Origin of the sequence: Serratia sp. PGPR-27 (genome assembly GCF_022678525.1) — a bacterium.
Classification (GTDB): Bacteria; Pseudomonadota; Gammaproteobacteria; order Enterobacterales; family Enterobacteriaceae; genus Serratia; species Serratia nematodiphila.
Map to the genome: position 1 here is coordinate 55,210 of NZ_JALBYS010000021.1, position 20,275 is coordinate 75,484.

Genomic DNA, 20,275 nt, shown 5'->3' on the forward strand with positions numbered 1-20,275 from the left:
TGATTCGGCAAAAATAAAATACGTAAGTAATTATTAAAAAATATAAGAAATTGATTTACATAATAAAATTAAATTAATGATGACGGCGCCTTCCTATCAGTTCTCCCACTGATGACAAGTCTCGTCTTAAGGTTTAGTTAAGCTTGCGGCCTTACATTGGCAGTTAATCCACGGAAACGATTCTTCTCTGGCGTTTAATATTCGTTAAACGAAAGGGGTTTACAGTGTCATCAAAAGCAGTTCGATACGTTTGGGGTTAACTATGGATCAATTTTTGCCTTTCTCTCGTCCGGCCATTGGCGACGAAGAAATCGCCGCGGTAGAGAAAGTGTTGCGTTCCGGCTGGATCACCACCGGGCCGCAAAACCAGCAACTGGAAAATGACTTCTGTTCCACTTTCGGCTGTAAGCACGCCATCGCCGTCAGTTCCGCCACCGCGGGCATGCACATCACGCTGATGGCGCTGGGCATCGGGCCCGGCGACGAAGTCATCACCCCTTCGCAAACCTGGGTTTCCACCCTCAACATGATCGAACTGCTGGGCGCTACGCCGGTAATGATCGACGTTGACCGTGAGACCTTGATGGTCAGCGCTGCCGATGTCGAGGCTGCCATCACCCCGAAAACCAAAGCGATTGTTCCAGTGCATTATGCCGGCGCCCCCCTGCAGATGGACGCTTTGCGCGCCGTGGCCGAACGCCATCGTCTGCCGTTAATCGAAGACGCCGCCCATGCGGTCGGCACGCGTTACAACGGCGAATGGGTCGGCGCGCGCGGCACGGCGATTTTCTCGTTCCACGCGATTAAGAACGTGACCTGCGCCGAAGGCGGCCTGATCGCCACCGACGACGATGCGCTGGCGGATCGCCTGCGTTGCCTGAAGTTCCACGGCCTGGCCGTCGATGCCTTCGATCGCCAGCAGCTGGGCCGCAAACCGCAGGCCGAAGTGGTGGAGCCGGGGTACAAATACAACCTGTCCGACATTCACGCGGCGATCGCCGTGGTGCAGCTGTCGCGCTTCGCTGAGCTGAACGCACGGCGTAAGGCGCTGGCACAGCGCTACCTGAGCGCGTTGGAAGGCTCGCCGTTCCAACCGTTGGGCGTGCCGGATTATCCGCATGACCACGCCTGGCACCTGTTCATGGTCCGCGTCGATCCCGAGCGCTGCGGCCTCGATCGCGACCAGCTGATGGAGCGCCTGAAAGAGGTTGGCATCGGCACCGGGCTGCATTTCCGTGCCGCGCACACCCAGAAATTCTACCGTGAGCGCTATCCGCAGCTGTCGTTGCCGAATACCGAATGGAACTCGGCGCGGCTGTGCACCTTACCGCTATTCCCTGACATGACCGACGCCGACGTGGATCGCGTGGTCAATGCCTTGTCTTCTGTTGTGGAGTCTTTACGTGTCTCGCGTTGAACCGATTAAAAAAGTGTCGGTAGTCATTCCGGTATACAACGAGCAGGAAAGCCTGCCGGCGTTGCTGGAGCGTACTACTGCCGCCTGTAAGCAGTTATCTCAACCTTATGAAATCATCCTCGTCGACGATGGCAGCAGCGACAACTCCGCTGACATGCTGACCGCGGCGGCGGAAAAGCCGGACAGCCACGTGATCGCCGTTTTGCTGAACCGCAACTACGGCCAGCACTCGGCGATCATGGCCGGTTTCAACCAGGTGACCGGCGATCTGGTGATTACGCTGGACGCCGATCTGCAGAACCCGCCGGAGGAGATCCCTCGTTTGGTCAGCGTGGCGGAAGAGGGCTATGACGTGGTGGGCACCGTGCGCGCCAACCGTCAGGACTCCTGGTTCCGCAAAAGTGCCTCGCGCGTGATCAACATGATGATTCAACGCGCCACCGGCAAGTCGATGGGGGACTACGGCTGCATGCTGCGCGCCTACCGTCGTCATATCGTTGAGGCGATGCTGCACTGTCATGAGCGCAGCACCTTTATCCCGATTCTGGCGAACACCTTCGCCCGTCGCACGACCGAGATCGACGTACGCCATGCCGAACGCGAGTTTGGCGACTCCAAGTACAGCCTGATGAAGCTGATCAACCTGATGTATGACCTGATCACCTGCCTGACCACCACGCCGCTGCGTTTGCTCAGCGTGGTCGGCAGCATCGTGGCGCTGTCCGGGTTTGTGCTGGCGCTGGTGCTGATTGCACTGCGTCTGCTGCTCGGCCCTGAATGGGCCGCCGGCGGCGTGTTCACCCTTTTCGCCGTCCTGTTCACCTTTATCGGCGCCCAGTTTGTCGGCATGGGGCTGTTGGGTGAATACATCGGCCGTATCTATACCGACGTGCGTGCGCGTCCTCGCTATTTTGTTCAGAAAGTGGTCGGTGCACAGCATGACCACAATACTCAGGAAGAAGAATGATGAAAGCTATTGTATTTGCTTACCATGATATTGGCTGCGCAGGTCTGAAAGCGCTGACTGAGGCGGGTTATGACGTGCAGGCCGTGTTCACGCACACCGACGACCCTGGTGAGAACAACTTCTTCTCCTCTGTGGCCCGTTTGGGCGCCGAATTGGATCTGCCGGTCTATGCGCCGGAAGACGTAAATCACCCGCTGTGGGTTGACCGCATTCGCGCACTGCAGCCGGACGTGATCTTCTCGTTCTATTACCGCCACATGCTGAGCGACGAGATCTTGTCGCTGGCGCCGCAGGGCGGTTTCAATCTGCACGGCTCGTTGCTGCCGCGTTACCGCGGCCGCGCGCCGGTGAACTGGGCGCTGGTGAATGGCGAAACCGAAACCGGCGCCACGCTGCACAAAATGGTGAAACGCCCGGACGCCGGTGACATCGTCGGTCAGCAGAAAGTGACCATTGCCGACAGCGACACCGCGCTGACGCTGCACAAAAAAGTGCTGGAAGCCGCGCAGATCGTGTTGAAAGAGCAACTGCCGAAACTGAAGAACGGCACAGCCACTTTCACCCGGCAGGATGAGTCTCAGGCCAGCTACTTCGGTCGCCGCACCCCGGCGGACGGTGAGATCCTGTGGCACAAATCCGCCAAAGAGATCAACAACCTGGTGCGCGCCGTCACCGAGCCGTACCCGGGTGCCTTCAGCCACCTCGGTCAGCGCAAGCTGATCGTCTGGCGCTCTCGCGTGCTGGACACCCAACACGATAAACAGCCGGGCACCGTGCTGAGCACCTCGCCGCTGGTCATCGCCTGTGGCGAAGGTGCGCTGGAGATCGTTGCCGGTCAGAACGACAGCGGTCTGTATGTGCAGGGCAGCCGCCTGGCGCAGGAAATGGGTATCGTCACCGACGTGCGTTTGGCCGCCAAGCCGAATGCCGTAATGAAACGCCGCACCCGCGTGCTGATCCTCGGGGTCAACGGCTTCATCGGCAACCACCTGACCGAGCGCCTGCTGCGCGATGACCGCTACGACATCTACGGTCTGGATATCGGTTCCGACGCCATCAGCCGCTTCCTCGACAACCCGCGTTTCCACTTTGTGGAAGGCGACATCAGCATCCACTCCGAGTGGATCGAGTATCACATCAAGAAATGCGACGTGGTGCTGCCACTGGTGGCGATCGCGACGCCGATCGAATACACCCGTAACCCGCTGCGCGTGTTCGAGCTGGACTTCGAAGAGAACCTGAAGATCGTTCGCGACTGCGTGAAATACAACAAGCGCATCATCTTCCCGTCCACATCTGAAGTGTACGGCATGTGCGACGATAAAGAGTTCGACGAAGACCATTCGCGTCTTATCGTCGGGCCAATCAACAAACAACGCTGGATCTACTCGGTCTCTAAACAGCTGCTGGATCGGGTGATCTGGGCTTACGGCGCCAAAGAAGGCCTGAAGTTCACGCTGTTCCGTCCGTTCAACTGGATGGGGCCGCGCCTGGATAACCTGGACGCTGCGCGCATCGGCTCTTCCCGCGCCATCACCCAGCTGATCCTCAACCTGGTGGAAGGTTCGCCGATCAAACTGATGGACGGCGGCGCGCAGAAACGTTGCTTCACCGACATCAACGACGGCATCGAAGCGCTGTTCCGCATCATTGAGAACCGCGACGGCCTGTGCGACGGCCAGATCGTCAACATCGGCAACCCGACCAACGAAGCGAGCATTCGCGAGCTGGCGGAAATGCTGCTGGAAAGCTTCAACAACCACCCGTTGCGCGATCGCTTCCCGCCGTTTGCCGGCTTCAAGGACGTAGAGAGCAGCAGCTACTACGGCAAAGGTTACCAGGACGTCGAGCACCGCACGCCGAGCATCAAAAACGCTCACCGCCTGCTGGGTTGGCAGCCGACCATCGAGATGAAGCAAACCGTCGCCGATACGCTGGACTACTTCCTGCGCACAACCGTTCAGGAAGGGAACGGTGCATGAAGAAAGTCGGTCTGCGGGTTGATGTAGATACCTTCAGCGGCACCCGTGAAGGGGTGCCGCAGTTGCTGGACCTGTTCGAAAAGTACGACATTCAGGCCAGCTTCTTCTTCAGCGTGGGACCGGACAACATGGGGCGCCATCTTTGGCGCCTTTTGCGTCCGAAATTTCTGTGGAAAATGCTGCGTTCGAACGCCGCCTCGCTGTACGGCCTGGATATTCTGCTGGCCGGCACCGCCTGGCCGGGGCGCAATATTTCGCGCGCGTTGGGGCCGCTGATGAAGCGCACCGCCGAAGCCGGCCATGAAGTCGGGCTGCACGCCTGGGATCACCAGGGCTGGCAGGCCAAGGTCGGCAAGTGGAGCGAGGCGCAATTGACCGAGCAGGTGCAATTGGGCGTCGACGCCCTGAGCGCCTGCACCGGCCAGCCGGTGAAATGCTCCGCCGTGGCGGGCTGGCGCGCCGATACGCGCGTGCTGGAGGTCAAGCAGCGCTTCGGCTTCCATTACAACAGCGATTGCCGCGGCACCCATCCGTTTCGTCCGGTGCTGAGCGACGGGCGTCACGGTACGGTGCAGATCCCGGTGACGTTGCCGACCTTCGATGAAGTGATTGGCAGCGAAGTCAGTATGGCCGACTTCAACGACTATATTCTGCGCGCCATCGAGAACGATCGCGGCGTACCGGTGTACACCATTCACACCGAAGTGGAAGGCATGTCGCAGACGGCGATGTTCGAACAGTTATTGCAACGCGCACAGCGGCAGGGCATCGAATTCTGCCCGCTGAGCGCGCTGTTACCGCAAGATTTGGCGTCACTGCCGTTGGGCCGCATCAAGCGCGCTCCTTTCCCCGGCCGCGAAGGTTGGCTGGGCTGTCAAACCGATGTGAAGGACGTTACATGAAGGCGCTAAAAGGATCCTGGGCCATTCTGCTGGCCGTTTTTTTTGCTCTGGTCTATCTGATCCCGCTTAACGGTCGCCTGCTGTGGCAGCCGGATGAAACGCGTTATGCCGAGATCAGCCGTGAGATGCTGCAACGCGGCGATTGGGTGGTGCCGCACCTGCTGGGGCTGCGCTATTTCGAGAAGCCGGTAGCGGGTTACTGGTTCAATAACATCAGCCAATGGCTGTTCGGCGAAAACAACTTTGCGGTGCGCTTCGGCTCGGTGTTCAGCACCGGCATGACCGCGCTGCTGGTGTTCGCGCTGGCGATGCTGATGTGGCGCAATGCGCGGCGCGCCAGCCTGGCGGCGCTGATGTTCCTGTCGATGGTGCTGGTGTTCAGCATCGGCACTTACAGCGTGTTGGATCCGATGATTTCGCTGTGGCTGGCGGCGGCGATGGTCAGCTATTACCTGACGCTGAAGGCCTCCTCGGTCAAGGGCAAGCTGGGCGCTTACGCCTTGCTGGGCCTGGCCTGCGGCATGGGCTTTATGACCAAGGGCTTCCTGGCGCTGGCGGTGCCGGTGATCGCGGTTATCCCGATTGTCATTCAGCAACGCCGCATCAAGGATCTGCTGTGCTATGGCCCGGTGGCGATCGTGACCGCTACGCTGCTCAGCCTGCCGTGGGCGCTGGCGATCGCGCAACGCGAACCCGATTTCTGGAATTATTTCTTCTGGGTCGAGCATATTCAGCGTTTCGCCGAAGATAATGCCCAACACAAGGCGCCGTTCTGGTATTACCTGCCGGTTCTGCTGGCGGCGGTGCTGCCTTGGTTGGCGCTGCTGCCCGGCGCGCTGCTCAAAGGTTGGCGCGAGCGCGTACAGCGTCCGGAGCTGTTCTTCCTGCTGAGTTGGGCGCTGATGCCGCTAATCTTCTTCAGCATCGCCAAAGGCAAGCTGCCGACCTACATTCTGCCGTGCATGGCGCCGCTGGCGCTGCTGATGACCGCCTATGCGGAAGACTATGCCGCCACGCTGCGCGCCAGGCTGTTCAAGGCCAACGCCTGGTTGAACGGCCTGTTCGGGCTGATTGGCATCGTGGCGCTGGTGGTGTTGAGCTCCGGTCTGCTGCCGAAAGCGCATCTGTTTACTCCCCAGGAGTGGCCGAAAGTGGTGCTCGGCCTGATCGCCTTCGGCGGCTGGCTGCTGTTCGCACTGGTTTCTGCGCGCGATAACGGCCGCCAATGGCGCTGGGCGGCGGCTTGCCCGGTGCTGCTGTGCCTGGTGATCGGTTACGCCATCCCGCAACAGGTGACCGATTCCAAACTGCCGCAAAACTTCGCCCGCGCCACGATGGCCGAACTGAGCGACAGCCGCTATGTGTTGAGCGACAGCGTCGGATTGGCGGCCGGCCTGGCCTGGGAACTGAAGCGCAGCGACGTGCTGATGTACAGCCAGAAAGGCGAGGTGGCCTATGGTCTGGAGTATCCGGACGCCAAGGGGCACCTGATCAGCGATGCCGACTTCCCGCAGTGGCTGGCGCAGGCGCGCAAGCAGGGAAATGTGTCGCTGGTGTTGCAGCTGTCCCGTGATGAAGCGCTGCCGCAGGAGCTGCCGGCCGCAGACAAGGTGGATCGTATGAACCGCCTGGTGCTGATGTGGTATAAACAGCAACCATGATCGGTTTTTTGTTGGTGATAGTGGTCAGCCTGCTCACCTGTGGTGGGCAGCTGTGCCAGAAACAGGCGGCGCACTGCTGGGAACGGGCAGACGAGGCGCGGCTGAAACAGACGCTGCGCTGGTTGGCGCTGGCGGTGTTGCTGTTGGGGCTGGGCATGGCGGTGTGGCTCAATGTGTTGCAACGCCTGCCGCTCAGCCTGGCTTACCCGATGCTCAGCCTGAACTTCGTAATGGTGACGCTGGCGGCGCGCTGGTTGTTTCATGAGCCGACAACCGTTCGCCACTGGTGCGGCGTGGCGTCGATTATGCTGGGGATCCTGCTGATGAGCGTGCATTCATGAGGGGCTATGCCTGGGGCGCCGCCAGCGTGTTGCTGGTGACGCTGGCGCAGTTGCTGATGAAGTGGGGCATGGTGCAAATCCCGCTGATGTCGTTCGCCGACGTCTCGTTGGCGCTGATCGGCGACTACTGGCTGCCGCTGCTGGCGGTGGGCGGTGGCATCTTCGGTTATGCGCTGTCGATGCTGTGTTGGTTCTTTGCGCTGCGCCATCTGCCGTTAAACCGCGCTTATCCTCTGCTGAGCGTCAGCTATGCGTTGGTTTACCTGGCGGCGGTGATCCTGCCGTGGTTTAACGAATCCGCTACGCTGCTGAAAACGTTGGGCACGCTGTTTATTCTGTTCGGCGTCTGGCTGATTAACAGCAAACCCGAGACAAAATCGCCGCAATAGGGCCAAAACCGGCGATCCTGCTATTATCTCCCTCATGGCGCTTGCCTTTTTCACCGTGCGGGAGATAAATTAACGCCAAATGGCGCTCTCCTTACGTGATGCCGGCTTTGCCTCGCAGGCGGTGTGGTGGTGTACCGGATGGCATAATGCGGCGACGTGTTCAATGAAGGGATATTATGCGGATGCGTGTGTGGTTTTTATTAGCCAGTTTGATCCTCGCCGGGTGTAGCAGCCATGCGCCGCCGCCCAGCGGCCGCCTCGCGGACTCTATCGTGGTGGTGGCCCAGCTCAACGAACAGTTGCGCCAATGGTACGGCACGCCATACCGTTACGGCGGTCTGGATCGCGGCGGCGTAGATTGTTCCGGCTTTGTTTACCGCACGTTCCGCGATCGCTTCGACATGCAACTGCCGCGTTCGACCGAAGAACAAACCTCACTGGGCACCAAGGTTTCACGCGATGAGCTGATGCCGGGCGATCTGGTGTTTTTCAAAACCGGCGGCGGAGAGAACGGCCTGCACGTCGGCATTTACGATACCAACGACCAATTTATCCATGCGTCGACCAGCCGCGGGGTGATCCGTTCCTCGCTCGATAACGTCTACTGGAAGCGGGTGTACTGGCAGGCGCGACGCATTTAGCCTTAACCCGTTGATTTGGTGTATCATGGCGGCATCTCGTGTTTTGAACGGTGCCTGCCATGAACAGCCTGCGTTTACTGATCTCCGACTCCTACGATCCCTGGTTCAACCTGGCGGTGGAAGAGTGCATCTTCCGCGAAATGACCACGCAAAAAATTCTCTTCCTGTGGCGCAATGCCGAAACGGTGGTGATTGGCCAGTCGCAGAATCCCTGGAAAGAGTGCAATACCCGGCGTATGGAGCAGGACGGCATTCGGTTGGCGCGGCGCAGCAGCGGCGGCGGGGCGGTATTTCACGATCTGGGCAATACCTGCTTCACCTTTATGGCCGGCAAACCGGGCTACGACAAGAGCGTCTCGACCGACATCATTCTGCAAGCGCTGCGGCAGTTGGGCGTCACAGCCGGCGCGTCGGGGCGCAACGATCTGGTGATGGAAACCGCCGACGGGCCACGCAAAATATCCGGCTCGGCCTATCGAGAAACGCAGGATCGCGGTTTCCACCATGGCACGCTGCTGCTGAATGCCGATCTGGAACGGCTGGCGGACTACCTGAACCCGGATCCCAAAAAGCTGCAGGCCAAGGGTATCACTTCGGTGCGTTCGCGCGTCGCCAACCTGGCGGAGTTTTTGCCGGGCATCAGCCATGAGCAGGTATGCGACGCTATCGTGCAGGCCTTCTTCGCCCACTATGGCGAAACGGCCGAGCCGGAGATCATTTCGCCGGATGTATTCCCCGATCTGCCCGATTTTGCCGCGCAGTTCGCCAAACAGAGCAGTTGGGAATGGAATTTTGGCAAGGCGCCGGCGTTCAGCCACTTGCTCAACGAGCGCTTTGTCTGGGGCGGCGTAGACCTGTTCTTCGATGTGGAGAAGGGGGCGATCGTTCGCGCGCAGGTGTTCACCGACAGCCTGAATCCCGCCCCGCTGCAGCGGTTGGCGGAGATGCTGGTGGGCTGCGCGTATCGAAGCGAGCCCGTTGCCGCTTGCTGTGACCGGCTGATGGCGGACTATCCTCAGCAGGCGGCCGAATTAGCCGAGCTGCGGCAATGGCTGAGCGAAACGATCCGCTAGCGCAGGCCTGGTGATGAAGGGATGAGCGTGCTCATCCCTTTTTTTATCGCTGAAATCGACGTTTTGCATGGTGGTAGCGCAGATTTTCTGAAAATCAAGGTGGGCATTTTTTTACGTTTTCAATGCCGCGAATAACGGGCGGAATTGATGCGTTATTAAATTTAATCAGTCGTCGTTAACGGCAGGGAAAATTGGCGTTAAGAATGAAAGATTATTTTACTTTATTTAGGATTTTTCTTAAATAAAACAAAGGAGATAAGTCAAATTTAGTCATAAATCCATTCAACTTAAGTCAAATACCTTTTCGCATAACGCGTTTGGCGGCTACCTTGGCATAAGTCCGGCTGCTTTTCTTTGCGCCTTTTACGATTGTCGTATAGCTTTAATCTATCAATTAAATGATATTTCATGGGTATTTACATTGATATTTCCGATTAATCCCAGAGGGATTGATCGATAAAATGTATTGATATACGATGATACGCTAGCCATTCATCCTGTGGCATTAAAATGAACATCCAACTCGAAGCTGACTTTATTAGTAGCTATGTTTTTCAACCTGTTTACTCAATGGAGGGCGGGCTGTTGGCGGTGGAAATGTTGAGCCGTTTCAACAGTCTCGACGGTGATTTAGCCATGCCGGCCGAAATTGGGATTAATTTATTGGCGCCTGAACAAAGGATTGAGTTATTTAATGAGCAACTGAAACTTGCGGAGCAGCATGCGGCTTGGTTTACCGATAACAACGTACAGTTGACCATCAATATCGAAGAAACCATCGTTGAGCTTATTCTTTCCGATTCGGCGTTGTGCCAAAGGATCGGGCAATATCCTTTTATTGCATTTGAAATGAGTGAGAGTTTTCCGAATCTTTCGGCCGGTAAGAACAACCCGAGCGTGCGGCGATTAAGCGAAATGTTTACGCTGTGGCTCGATGATTTCGGTTCCGGTAAGGCCACGTTGACCGCGTTGTACGATGGTTTGTTTGACTACGTAAAGATAGACAAACGTTTTTACTGGCAGCTGTTTACCCATCAGGGGTATGACGTGGTCATTGACTCGTTGTTAAAGAATATCAACCTGTTATGTAACGGCGTGATCGTCGGAGGAATAGAGAAAAAAGAGTATTTTAATAAACTCAGATACGCCGGTGTTTTAGGCCTGCAAGGTTTTTTATGGCCCAGCGTTGGTGTGGATAATCTGCAAGCTTTGCTGACGATGCCCAGCGAGTTCAATAATTAAGAAGTGATACAAAAAAACTACACACAATGAGGTAAATAAGCGACGGGGTGATGTTTAGCGTGATTCAGTCGCCGTTATTCCCCCACGTTTTGCTGATAACCGCGTTTGTCAGCTGACGTTCAGCGCGTTTCCTCACGCGAAACCTCCCGCATCCGTTCTGGCGACAGGCGGATGCGTTCTCCCTGCATTCCTTCGGTGTTAATCCGCCCGTTCACGCTCTACACTACGCTGAAACGGAGGGCCTATGCCGCAGTTCGATAACGCTTACTACCAACAACTACCTGGTTTCTACACCGCTCTGAATCCGACGCCGCTCAAGGATACGCGCCTGCTGTACCATAGCGAGCCGCTGGCGCGCGAGCTGGGGCTGGATGAAAGTTGGTTTACTCAGGATAAAACCCCGATTTGGGCGGGAGAAACGCTGCTGCCGGGCATGCAGCCGCTGGCGCAGGTGTACAGTGGCCACCAGTTCGGCGTGTGGGCCGGGCAACTGGGCGATGGCCGCGGCATTTTGCTGGGCGAACAGGTCATGGCGGACGGCAGCCACCGCGACTGGCACCTGAAGGGCGCCGGGCTGACGCCGTATTCACGCATGGGTGATGGTCGCGCGGTGCTGCGTTCGGTTGTCCGCGAGTTTCTGGCCTCTGAGGCGTTGCACCATCTGGGGATCCCCACCACGCGTGCGTTAACTATTGTCACCAGTCAACAACCGGTATATCGCGAGCAGCCGGAACGCGGCGCGATGCTGCTGCGGGTGGCGGAAAGCCATGTGCGCTTCGGCCACTTCGAACACTTTTACTACCGCAAACAGCCGGAGCAGGTGCGGCAGCTGGCGGATTTCGTCATCGCCCGTCACTGGCCGCAGTTGCAGGATCAGGCCGATCGTTACCTGTTGTGGTTTACCGACGTGGTCGAACGTACGGCGCGCCTGATCGCCCATTGGCAAACCGTCGGATTCGCCCACGGCGTGATGAACACCGACAACATGTCGATTCTCGGCATCACCATCGATTACGGCCCCTACGGCTTCCTCGATGACTACCAGCCCGGCTATATCTGTAACCACTCCGACCATCAGGGGCGCTACGCTTTCGACAATCAACCGGCGGTGGCGCTGTGGAACCTGCATCGCCTGGCGCAGGCCCTGTCGGGGCTGATGACCACCGAACAGCTGCAGCAGGCGCTGGCGGCGTATGAGCCGGCGCTGATGCGCGCCTACGGTGAACAGATGCGCGCCAAACTCGGCTTCTTCACGCCGACGGCGCAGGATAATGACGTGCTCACCGGTCTGTTGAGCCTGATGGCGCAGGAAGGGCGGGACTATACCCGCACGTTCCGCCTGTTGAGCGACACTGAACAGCAACAGGCGCAGTCGCCGCTGCGCGACGAGTTTATCGACCGCGCGGCGTTCGATGCCTGGTATCAGCAGTATCGCAGGCGTCTGCAGCAGGAACAGGTGAGTGATGCGGAACGGCAACGGGCGATGAAGGCGGTGAACCCGCGCCTGATCCTGCGCAACTATCTGGCGCAGCAGGCGATTGAGGACGCAGAGAAAGACGACGTGGGCCGTTTGCAGCGGTTGCATCAGGCCCTGCTGCGGCCGTTCGACGATGCGCCGGAGTATGACGATCTCGCCGCGCTGCCGCCGGACTGGGGCAAACATTTGGAGATTTCCTGCTCCAGCTGAGATGAAAAAGGGCGCCTCATGGCGCCCTTGATGTTATTGACGTAGATAGACCTGCGGCAGCGACGCTTCGGGATGATGCACCACGCCGAGATCGGCCTGATACCAGCGGGTGAGAATGTCGGCCTGCAGCACTTCCTGCGGCGTGCCGCTCGCCACCAAGCGGCCCTGATGCAACAGCAGGATCCGATCGGCGTACAGCGCGGCCAGATTGAGATCGTGCAGCACGCAGCAGACGCCCAGCGGCTGTTGGCGCGTCAGCGAGCGCAGCAGGCGCAGGGTGTGCTGCTGGTGATACAGGTCCAGCGCCGAGGTCGGCTCGTCGAGGAACAGCCAGGCGGGGGACGGTTGCGGCTGCCACAGCTGCGCCAACACCCGCGCCAGCTGCACCCGTTGTTGTTCGCCGCCGGAAAGCTGACGGTAGTCGCGCTGCGCCAGCGCCAGGCAGTCGGTTTGTTCCATCACCTGTTGGAGCGCCTGATGCTCGTCGCGTTTGCCGTGCGGCGCCCGCCCCATGCTGACCACTTCTTCCACGCTGAAGGGAAACGCCAGATCGCTGTACTGGCGCATCACGGCCCGGACTTTGGCCAACTGTTGCGGCGCCCAGTGTTCCAGCGGGCGGTCGAGCAGCCGGCATTCGCCACAGTCCGGCGTCAGATAGCCGGTCAGCAAGCGCAACAGCGTCGATTTTCCGGCGCCGTTAGGGCCGATAATCGCCACCATCTCACCGCCGGCGAGGCTGAGTGAAACGTCGTTGATCAGGCGGCGCGTACCGAGGCTGTAGCGCAGCTCTCGGGCCGTCAGGCAGGCGGCGTTATCCACCGGTTCGCTCCCGCTGGCGCATCACCAGCCACAAGAAGTAAGGACCGCCGATCAGGCTGGTCATCAACCCCACCGGCATTTCGGCCGGCGCCACCAGCGTGCGCGCCAGCGTATCGCTGACCAGCAACAGGCAGGCGCCGCCCAGCGCGGAGCAGGGCAGCAGCCAGCGGTGATCGCCGCCGAGGCGCATGCGAACCAGATGGGGCACCACCAGACCGACGAAGCCGATCACGCCGCTCATCGCCACCGCCGCGCCGATCAGCAGGGCGCTCAGCAACAGCAGCTGCAGCTTGGCGCGCTGTACGTTCACCCCGAGGTAGTGGGCCTCTTCATCCCCCAGCTGCAACAGGTTCAGCCGGCGCGCCTGCAGCAGCGTCAGCAGCGCCGTAGGCAAAATCAGCGAGGCGGAAACCGCCAGCGTCGGCCACTGCGACTGGCTGAGGCTGCCCATCATCCACAGCGAGAACTGGCGCAGCTGTTGATCGCTGCTGACGTAGGAGAGCACGCCGATGGCCGCCATGCACAGGGCGTTGATGGCGATGCCCGCCAGCAGCAGTCGCGACAGATTGCCGTGCCCGCTGCGGCTGATGCCGTAGATCAATAACGATACCAGCAGGCTGCCGAGGAACGCCGCCAGCATATGGCCGTACAGCGCGATCGTCACCGGCAACGCCAGCGGCATCACGATGAACAGCGCGACAAACAGCGCGCCGCCGCTGCTGATGCCCAGCAGGCTAGGATCCGCCAGCGGATTGCGGAACAGCCCCTGCATCACGGCGCCGGACACCGCCAGCGCGCAGCCGATCACCACCGCCAGCAGCACGCGCGGCAGGCGGATATTCAGCCAGATGTGCCAGGCGGCATCGCTGAACGGTTCGCGCCACAGGGTCCGAAACGACAGCGTCAGCGCGCCGAGATTAGCGGCGACCAGCGCCAGCAGCGTCAGCAGCACCAGCAGACCGATGATGGCCCACTGAGGCGAGGTGCGGCAGCGCATTACTTTTGCTCCGCCGCGTGGCGCAGCTTGGCCAGCGCCGCCGGCGTTTCCAGACCGAAGCCCAGCAGCGCCATGTCATCGACGATCAGCACGCGCCGCTGTTTGCCCGCTGGCGTCAGCGCCAGGCCCGGCAGCGTCCACAGCTGCTGTTCGCCGCCGAGGGTGCGCACGCCGTCGGTGGTGACCAGCAACAGATCCGGCGCGCTGGCGATGACGCCTTCCTGCGACAGCGGACGATAGCGGTCAAAGCCCTGCATGGCGTTTTTCAGGCCGGCGGCGGCGATCACCGCGTCGGCGGCGGTGTGTTGCCCGGCGGCCATCGGTGTAATGCCGCCGTGGCTCATCACGAACAGCACCTTCACCGGCAGCGGAGAGGTGTCGACCGCCGCCAGCTGCTGTTGATAGCGCTCGCTCAGCTGTTTGCCTTGCTCAACGCGTTGCAACGCGGCGGCGATCGCGGCGATCTTCTGCGGCACCGCCTGCAGGGTGGTGTCACCCGGCACGCTGACCACTTTGACGCCGCTGTCCGCCAGCTGTTTGAGCACCAGCGCCGGCTGTGCCAGCTCGGTCGTCAGCACCAGCGTCGGCTTCAGCGCCAGAATGCCTTCGGCGTTCAGCTGGCGCATATAGCCGACGTCCGGCAGCTTTTTCACCGCTTCCGGGTGCAGGCTGGTGCTATCGCGGGCGATCACGTCGTCGCCGGCGCCGAGCGCAAAGGCGATTTCCGTCACGTCGCCGCCGATCGAGACGATGCGCTGTGCCGCCGCGGCGGTGAGCGGCAGCGCCAGCGTCATCATCAGCGCCAGGCGGCGGATTAAGGAAGATTTCATGCGGCGATGTCCTTGGCGGCGAGCGCGGCAACCTGCTCGCGCCACTGGGTTTGTTCCGGCTGACCTTCGGTACGCTGGCCATACAGCTGCGCAATCTGCGTGCCGTCGGCGGCGAACAGCTCCAGGCTGGTGACGATGCCGTCCTTGGTCGGTTTGCGGGTGATCCAGCTTTCGGCGATGGCGCCTTCAATCAGATGCAGCGTGAAGCGGCGATTGAACACGTTGATCCAACCTTCCTGCGGCATCAAACGTTCGATCTGGCCGGTGAAAATCTGCACGCAGCCGCGGTTGCCGACGAATATCATGATCTCGTTTTGCTGCTGCTGCGCCGCTTCCAGCAGCTGCGACAGCGCGCTGTTGTCCACCTGATAGGCCAGATCGTCGCCGACGGCGCGGAAGGCCTGCTGGCGCGTGAGTTTATTGCGGCTCAGCAGCTGGAAGAACTGGTGAACGTCGGTCATCGCGCGCCATTCAGCGTCGATTTTGGCATGATCCTGCGTCGTTTCATCCGAGGTGCTCGCCTCGGCGGGCTGCAGGGCCAGCGCCGGGTTTTCTTCGCTCAGATGGCGCTCCACCAGTGCCATCCAGGCCGGCAGATCGGTTTCCTCGGTGGTGTAGACCTTGTGCAGCGCATCGCCCTGTTGGTCGAAGAACTGGATGCTGTGGCGCACGCCGCGTTTGTTGGTTTCGCTCATGGCGAAAACGCTGGTCCAGTGGTTGAGGAACAGACGCAGATCCAGCTCGCGCGGGTTGAGGATCAGCCCGGCGTGGCCGTTAAGGTGCTGGTTGCGGTAGCGGCCCATCTGCTCATGCACCGCATAGCTGTTGCGGGTGATGGATTTGGTGACGCCCACTTGCTCAAGCTCGGTCAGCAGGGTGCGCGCGTCGGCCTGCAGGCGGCGGGCGTCGTGACCGACGCGGGCGTGCGTCAGCTCCGCTTCGCTGACGCCAAGGATCGCCGCCAGATCGCGGGCGTATTTGCCGGGGTGATCGATTTTAGCCTGTTGGTAGCGTTCGTATAGGGTGTTGCTCATGCCGGATTCTCCTGCGCTGTAATGCGAACGGCGGACAATCGGGTTGTCCGCCAGATAGTCAAATGATTACCACTGGTAGCTGACCAGCAGTTTGGCGTTGCGGCCATCCTGCGGGATGCCCTGCGGCGAGTAATATTCTTTGTCGAAGGCGTTGCCCAACACCACGGTGGTGGTCATACCCTGCAGACGGTCGCGGCCCTTGTAGCTCAGATAGAAGTCGTTGACGCCATAACCGGCTTGTTCGGCCGTGCCTGTCTCCACGCGCGTCGCGCGTTCGGCGAAGGTGGCGACCCAGCCGGCAGACAGACCAGTTTCGCCCAGCGGCACGTCCAGCGAGCTGGTGACGGTGTCCGGATTGATGCTGCTTAACCAGTCACCGGTCGCTTCATTTTTGCCACGGGTGCGGTTGTAAGCCAAATCCCAGCCGAACCAGGGGGTTTTATAGCTGAGCGTAGCGTCCCATCCCCAGATTTTGGCGCGATCGACATTGGTCGAGAAGGTGGTGCAACTGATGCAGTAAGGGCCGCGCGGACCGCGTCCCAGTTCCATCGTGACATCGGTGGTGATGTAGTCCTTGGCTTTGGTATCGAAATAGCTGGCTTTGAACTGCAGGCTATCATCGGCCAGCATCAAATCATCGAAACGCAGACCAAACCCGTACTCTTGGGTCTCGTTGGTTTCCGGCTTCAAATTCGGGTTAGGCACCCAATAGTTGGTGATGGTGGTTGGCCCCATTGGAATTGAGAAGTGCTTGGAGTCGTTGTACATCTCACCCATCGTTGGCGCGCGGAACGCCTGAGAATAGGAGCCGAACAGCATCAGCCAGTCGGTAGGCGTAATGCTGACTGCGCCGCGTGAGGACCATTTGTTCGCATCCACATCGGCATAGCCGTCGCTTGAGCCCTTGTAATTGTCATAGCGGGTGCCGGCGAGCAGGGTGACGGGCAGATCGCGCAGCGTGATTTCGTCCTGCAGCCAGCCTGAAGCGAAATTGATTTTTGCGTGCGGGAAACTTTCGGTAGCGCCGCCCGGCGTTTGCTCCTGTTTGTAGGCCTCGGTGCCGTAGGTCAGCAGATGTGAAGCGAAAGTATCCGCAAACAGGCGCGTGCGGTTTTCGAGTTTGACGCCTTTCGTGGTTTGTTTACGCGCTTCATCCTCGCTGCCATTGGCGTGAGCGTTAATTTTCACGTCTGAATAATACACTTTCGCTTCCGCATCCAGCCAATCCTGGCCGATCGGCTTCAGTTTGTAACTCAATGCCGCGTCGCGTTGAATCGTCGAACGATCGGTCATTAAGTTTCCACTGGAGCTGGCTGGTGTTTGCGGGTTTTTCGGCTCCTGGGCGCTGTTGTTGTAGTAGCGCAGGTTGCCGCTTAGCGACTGGCTATTGTCGATCTTCCAGGTGCCTTTAGCCAGCACGTTGCTGATGGTTTCGTCGTTAGGCGCATCGAAGCCGTTGCCCTGACGAAGATCGCCGACGTCGCGGGTGCCGAACGACAGCAGGCCGTCGAGGTTATCGGTCTTGCCGTAGGCGCTGGCGCCCATGCCCAGGCTGTGGTCGCCGGTGCCGGCGGTGCCGTAGACGCGGAACCCACTATCCTGGCCCGGCAGCAGCAGATCGGCGGCATCGACGGTCTCATAAGACACTACGCCACCCAACGCGCCGCTGCCGTACAGCAACGCGGAGGGGCCGCGCACGATTTCAATGCGTTTCACTAACGCAGGATCCAAAAAAGTGCCGTTAATATGGCCGGTATCGGTCCCCTGGCGGATGCCGTCAACTAACGTCAGCACGCCACGTCGGTCGTAACCGCGCATCATGAGATCCTGCCCATTGCTGCGCCCGGAACCCGTGACGGTAATGCCCGGCACGCGCCGCAGCATATCGGCGGCGGTGCCTGCAGTTTGACTTTCCGGCGAGTTGCCTTCGATGACCGTGACCATCATCGGCGCTTCAAAGCTGCTGCGTTGGTTGCCGGTGGCGACCACGGTCATGGTCTCGTCGGCGTTTTTGGCCGCTGCCGCGTTGGAAGAAGTTGTTGTGCTGGTGTTTTGTGCCAAGGCCACCGTAGGCAGAGCGCAGGCAATCGCCAGACTCAACGCGGAAAAACGCAGCCGGGTGGAAAATGTCAGAGGCATGGTGCAACTCTCCGTATGTAATAAAACATATCAATAGATTTGCTGGCTGCCTGGATCAAACGATCGGGGTGGCTGGCGTTTGAGGGTTCTGTGGTTATTTGGTCAGGATCAATTTCCCGGCTTTGGTCTGCCGCAGCTGATAGCGCTGGCCCTGATGGGTAATGAACGCGATGCCGTCGGCGCCGAGCAGCTGTGCGCTGTCGTAGCTGGGCGGCGCGTTTGCGCTGTGCTCGGTCGGGGCCGCGGCGGCGGGGGTTGGCGTGTTGGCAGTATCCATCATCATTGTGCTTATAAAACAGGTTATTAAATGGTAATTAATATCAAATTGAGAATCATTATCATGTGAAGGAAAGGTTACATCAAGGAAAATTTTCTTACCGATGGAACCTTTTTGTCGAACGGACATACGGCGGCGGGCCGAGCGCACTCGGCCCGTAAAAAAGGGGCGTTATTTCAGCAGGGTTTCGATGCGGTCAAACAGGCGTTCGGGCTTGGTGATCGGCGCAAAGCGCGTCACGCGCTGGCCGTCGGCGGTGAGCAGGAATTTGGTGAAATTCCATTTGATGCGGCGGCTGCCCAGAATGCCGGGCGCCAGGCGTTTCAGCTCATTGAACAGCGGGTGGGCGCCGGGGCCGTTAACGTCGATCTTGCTGAACAGCGGGAAACTGACGCCGAAGTTGAGGCTGCAAAAATTGGCGATCTCCAGCGGACTGCCCGGCTCCTGAGAACCAAACTGGTTGCAGGGGAAGCCGAGCACCATCAGGCCGCGCTCGCGATAGTATCGCCACAAATTTTCCAGCCCGCGGTATTGCGGGGTGAAGCCGCACTTGCTGGCGGTGTTGACCACCAGGTAAGCGCGCGCCGGGAAATCGCCCAGCGTTTTTTGCTCGCCCTGCAGCGTGACGCAGGGAATGGATAACAGAGAGTGAATCATGCCGGGGCTCCCAGTGCGTTTCGGCGGGTGCTAAAGCGTTGCAATCAGTATAGATGAGCGGGACAGAAGGGAGAAAGCCGGGGCGAGGCCCCGGTCTATGTTGCGTCAGAAACGGCTATCGACCGCATCCGCCAGCATCGCCAGCAACTGTTCGCTGTCGGACCAGCTCAGGCAAGGATCGGTGATCGACTGACCATAGGTCAACGGTTGGCCGGCGACGATCTTCTGCGTGCCTTCCACCAGGAAGCTTTCCGCCATCACGCCGGTGATGGCGGCAGAGCCGGCGCGGATCTGCTGGCAGACGTTGTCGGCCACTTCCAACTGGCGGCGGTGCATTTTCTGGCAGTTGCCGTGGCTGAAGTCGATCACCAGGTGCTCCGGCAGATCGAATTCACGCAGGCTGTCACAGGCGGCGGCGATATCGCTGGCGTGGTAGTTCGGCGTTTTGCCGCCGCGCATGATGATGTGGCCGTACGGGTTGCCGCTGGTCTGATAGATGGTCATCTGGCCATGTTTGTCCGGCGACAGGAACATGTGCCCGGCGCGCGCCGCGCGAATGGCGTCGATGGCGATGCGGGTGTTGCCGTCGGTGCCGTTTTTGAAGCCGACCGGGCAGGAGAGCGCCGAGGCCATTTCACGGTGGATCTGGCTTTCGGTGGTGCGTGCGCCGATGGCGCCCCAGCTGATCAGATCGGCGATGTATTGGCCGACGACCATGTCCAGGAATTCGGTGGCGGTCGGCAGGCCGAGCTGGTTCACTTCCAGCAGCAGGCGGCGCGCCATTTCGATGCCGCGGTTCACCTGGAAGGTGCCGTCCAGCGCCGGATCGGAGATCAGGCCTTTCCAGCCGACGACGGTGCGCGGTTTTTCGAAGTAGGTGCGCATCACGATCTCCAGGCGATCCTGGTAGCGTTCGCGCAGGGCGTTCAACCGGCCGGCGTAATCGACGGCGGCGTCGAGATCGTGAATGGAGCAGGGGCCGATCACCACCAGCAGGCGGCGGTCTTCGCCGGTGAGGATTTTTTCAATGCGTTTGCGTGACGCTGTCACGTTATCGGCGACGGCCGCCGAGATCGGCAGCTTGTCCGCCAACGCTTGCGGCGTGACGAGGCTGTCGATGCGCGCGGTCCGCAGTTCATCTGTTTTGTACATGTTGTTCCCTGGAAACTGTTCTTCTCTGCGGCAGGAGTGCCGGGAAGTGATGGCGATCACAATAACGC

The 20,275-nt window shown here is 59.8% G+C and carries 19 protein-coding genes; 11 read left to right on the forward strand and 8 right to left on the reverse strand.

Translation table 11 applies throughout. The annotated features are described in order from the left end of the window. Positions 1–262: 262 nt before the first annotated feature. From arnB to MMS95_RS13455, 11 genes are all read left to right on the forward strand, one after another. Positions 263–1,417 carry a UDP-4-amino-4-deoxy-L-arabinose aminotransferase gene (gene arnB / locus MMS95_RS13405; protein WP_160125416.1) on the forward strand — a complete coding sequence of 385 codons (1,155 nt, stop codon included), beginning with the start codon at positions 263–265 and terminating at the stop codon, positions 1,415–1,417. After that, on the forward strand, positions 1,404–2,384 hold the full coding sequence (arnC, locus tag MMS95_RS13410; RefSeq protein ID WP_015377702.1) for an undecaprenyl-phosphate 4-deoxy-4-formamido-L-arabinose transferase: 981 nt from the start codon (positions 1,404–1,406) through the stop codon (positions 2,382–2,384). Before arnB ends, arnC begins: the two co-directional genes overlap by 14 nt. Continuing rightward, positions 2,384–4,366: a bifunctional UDP-4-amino-4-deoxy-L-arabinose formyltransferase/UDP-glucuronic acid oxidase ArnA gene (arnA, locus tag MMS95_RS13415; RefSeq protein ID WP_031300477.1), complete on the forward strand. Its 1,983-nt coding sequence runs from the start codon at positions 2,384–2,386 to the stop codon at positions 4,364–4,366. The genes arnC and arnA overlap by 1 nt, the downstream gene beginning before the upstream one ends. Beyond that, on the forward strand, positions 4,363–5,268 hold the full coding sequence (gene arnD / locus MMS95_RS13420) for a 4-deoxy-4-formamido-L-arabinose-phosphoundecaprenol deformylase (protein ID WP_004931406.1): 906 nt from the start codon (positions 4,363–4,365) through the stop codon (positions 5,266–5,268). The genes arnA and arnD overlap by 4 nt, the downstream gene beginning before the upstream one ends. Continuing rightward, entirely contained in the window at positions 5,265–6,929 is a 1,665-nt protein-coding gene (gene arnT, locus MMS95_RS13425) for a lipid IV(A) 4-amino-4-deoxy-L-arabinosyltransferase (RefSeq protein WP_021505478.1), read from the forward strand. The genes arnD and arnT overlap by 4 nt, the downstream gene beginning before the upstream one ends. Further along, a complete protein-coding gene (gene arnE, locus MMS95_RS13430) occupies positions 6,926–7,270 on the forward strand; it encodes a 4-amino-4-deoxy-L-arabinose-phosphoundecaprenol flippase subunit ArnE (protein WP_004931404.1) in 345 nt (114 codons plus the stop codon). Before arnT ends, arnE begins: the two co-directional genes overlap by 4 nt. After that, positions 7,267–7,659, forward strand: a complete 393-nt coding sequence (gene arnF, locus MMS95_RS13435) for a 4-amino-4-deoxy-L-arabinose-phosphoundecaprenol flippase subunit ArnF (protein WP_004931403.1) — start codon at positions 7,267–7,269, stop codon at positions 7,657–7,659. Before arnE ends, arnF begins: the two co-directional genes overlap by 4 nt. Before the next feature lie 176 nt (positions 7,660–7,835). Further along, entirely contained in the window at positions 7,836–8,300 is a 465-nt protein-coding gene (locus tag MMS95_RS13440; RefSeq protein ID WP_016927954.1) for an NlpC/P60 family protein, read from the forward strand. Positions 8,301–8,359: 59 nt separating this feature from the next. Next, complete coding sequence (locus tag MMS95_RS13445; RefSeq protein WP_004931401.1) at positions 8,360–9,373, forward strand: lipoate--protein ligase A; 1,014 nt, start codon at positions 8,360–8,362, stop codon at positions 9,371–9,373. Positions 9,374–9,883: 510 nt separating this feature from the next. Then, the gene (locus tag MMS95_RS13450; RefSeq protein WP_004931399.1) at positions 9,884–10,615 is read left to right on the forward strand and encodes an EAL domain-containing protein; all 732 of its coding nucleotides are present in this window, start codon (positions 9,884–9,886) and stop codon (positions 10,613–10,615) included. Positions 10,616–10,859: 244 nt separating this feature from the next. Continuing rightward, entirely contained in the window at positions 10,860–12,302 is a 1,443-nt protein-coding gene (locus MMS95_RS13455; protein WP_242141775.1) for a protein adenylyltransferase SelO, read from the forward strand. Positions 12,303–12,335: 33 nt separating this feature from the next. Here MMS95_RS13455 and MMS95_RS13460 read toward each other — a convergent pair whose 3' ends face one another. From MMS95_RS13460 to MMS95_RS13495, 8 genes are all read right to left on the reverse strand, one after another. After that, a complete protein-coding gene (locus MMS95_RS13460; protein ID WP_015377709.1) occupies positions 12,336–13,121 on the reverse strand; it encodes a heme ABC transporter ATP-binding protein in 786 nt (261 codons plus the stop codon). Beyond that, entirely contained in the window at positions 13,114–14,118 is a 1,005-nt protein-coding gene (locus tag MMS95_RS13465; protein ID WP_004931394.1) for an iron ABC transporter permease, read from the reverse strand. The genes MMS95_RS13460 and MMS95_RS13465 overlap by 8 nt, the downstream gene beginning before the upstream one ends. Beyond that, positions 14,118–14,948 (reverse strand): ABC transporter substrate-binding protein, encoded by an 831-nt coding sequence (locus MMS95_RS13470; RefSeq protein ID WP_015377710.1) that lies wholly within the window; start codon positions 14,946–14,948, stop codon positions 14,118–14,120. The genes MMS95_RS13465 and MMS95_RS13470 overlap by 1 nt, the downstream gene beginning before the upstream one ends. After that, the gene (locus tag MMS95_RS13475) at positions 14,945–15,982 is read right to left on the reverse strand and encodes a hemin-degrading factor (protein WP_015377711.1); all 1,038 of its coding nucleotides are present in this window, start codon (positions 15,980–15,982) and stop codon (positions 14,945–14,947) included. Before MMS95_RS13475 ends, MMS95_RS13470 begins: the two co-directional genes overlap by 4 nt. 66 nt (positions 15,983–16,048) lie before the next feature. Then, positions 16,049–18,121, reverse strand: a complete 2,073-nt coding sequence (locus MMS95_RS13480; protein WP_015377712.1) for a TonB-dependent hemoglobin/transferrin/lactoferrin family receptor — start codon at positions 18,119–18,121, stop codon at positions 16,049–16,051. Positions 18,122–18,215: 94 nt separating this feature from the next. Beyond that, complete coding sequence (locus tag MMS95_RS13485; protein ID WP_016927944.1) at positions 18,216–18,398, reverse strand: hemin uptake protein HemP; 183 nt, start codon at positions 18,396–18,398, stop codon at positions 18,216–18,218. Positions 18,399–18,569: 171 nt separating this feature from the next. Then, complete coding sequence (locus MMS95_RS13490) at positions 18,570–19,055, reverse strand: glutathione peroxidase (protein WP_242141776.1); 486 nt, start codon at positions 19,053–19,055, stop codon at positions 18,570–18,572. 105 nt (positions 19,056–19,160) lie between these two features. Next, a complete protein-coding gene (locus MMS95_RS13495; RefSeq protein ID WP_049186319.1) occupies positions 19,161–20,207 on the reverse strand; it encodes a 3-deoxy-7-phosphoheptulonate synthase in 1,047 nt (348 codons plus the stop codon). Between the last annotated feature and the right edge of the window lie 68 nt (positions 20,208–20,275).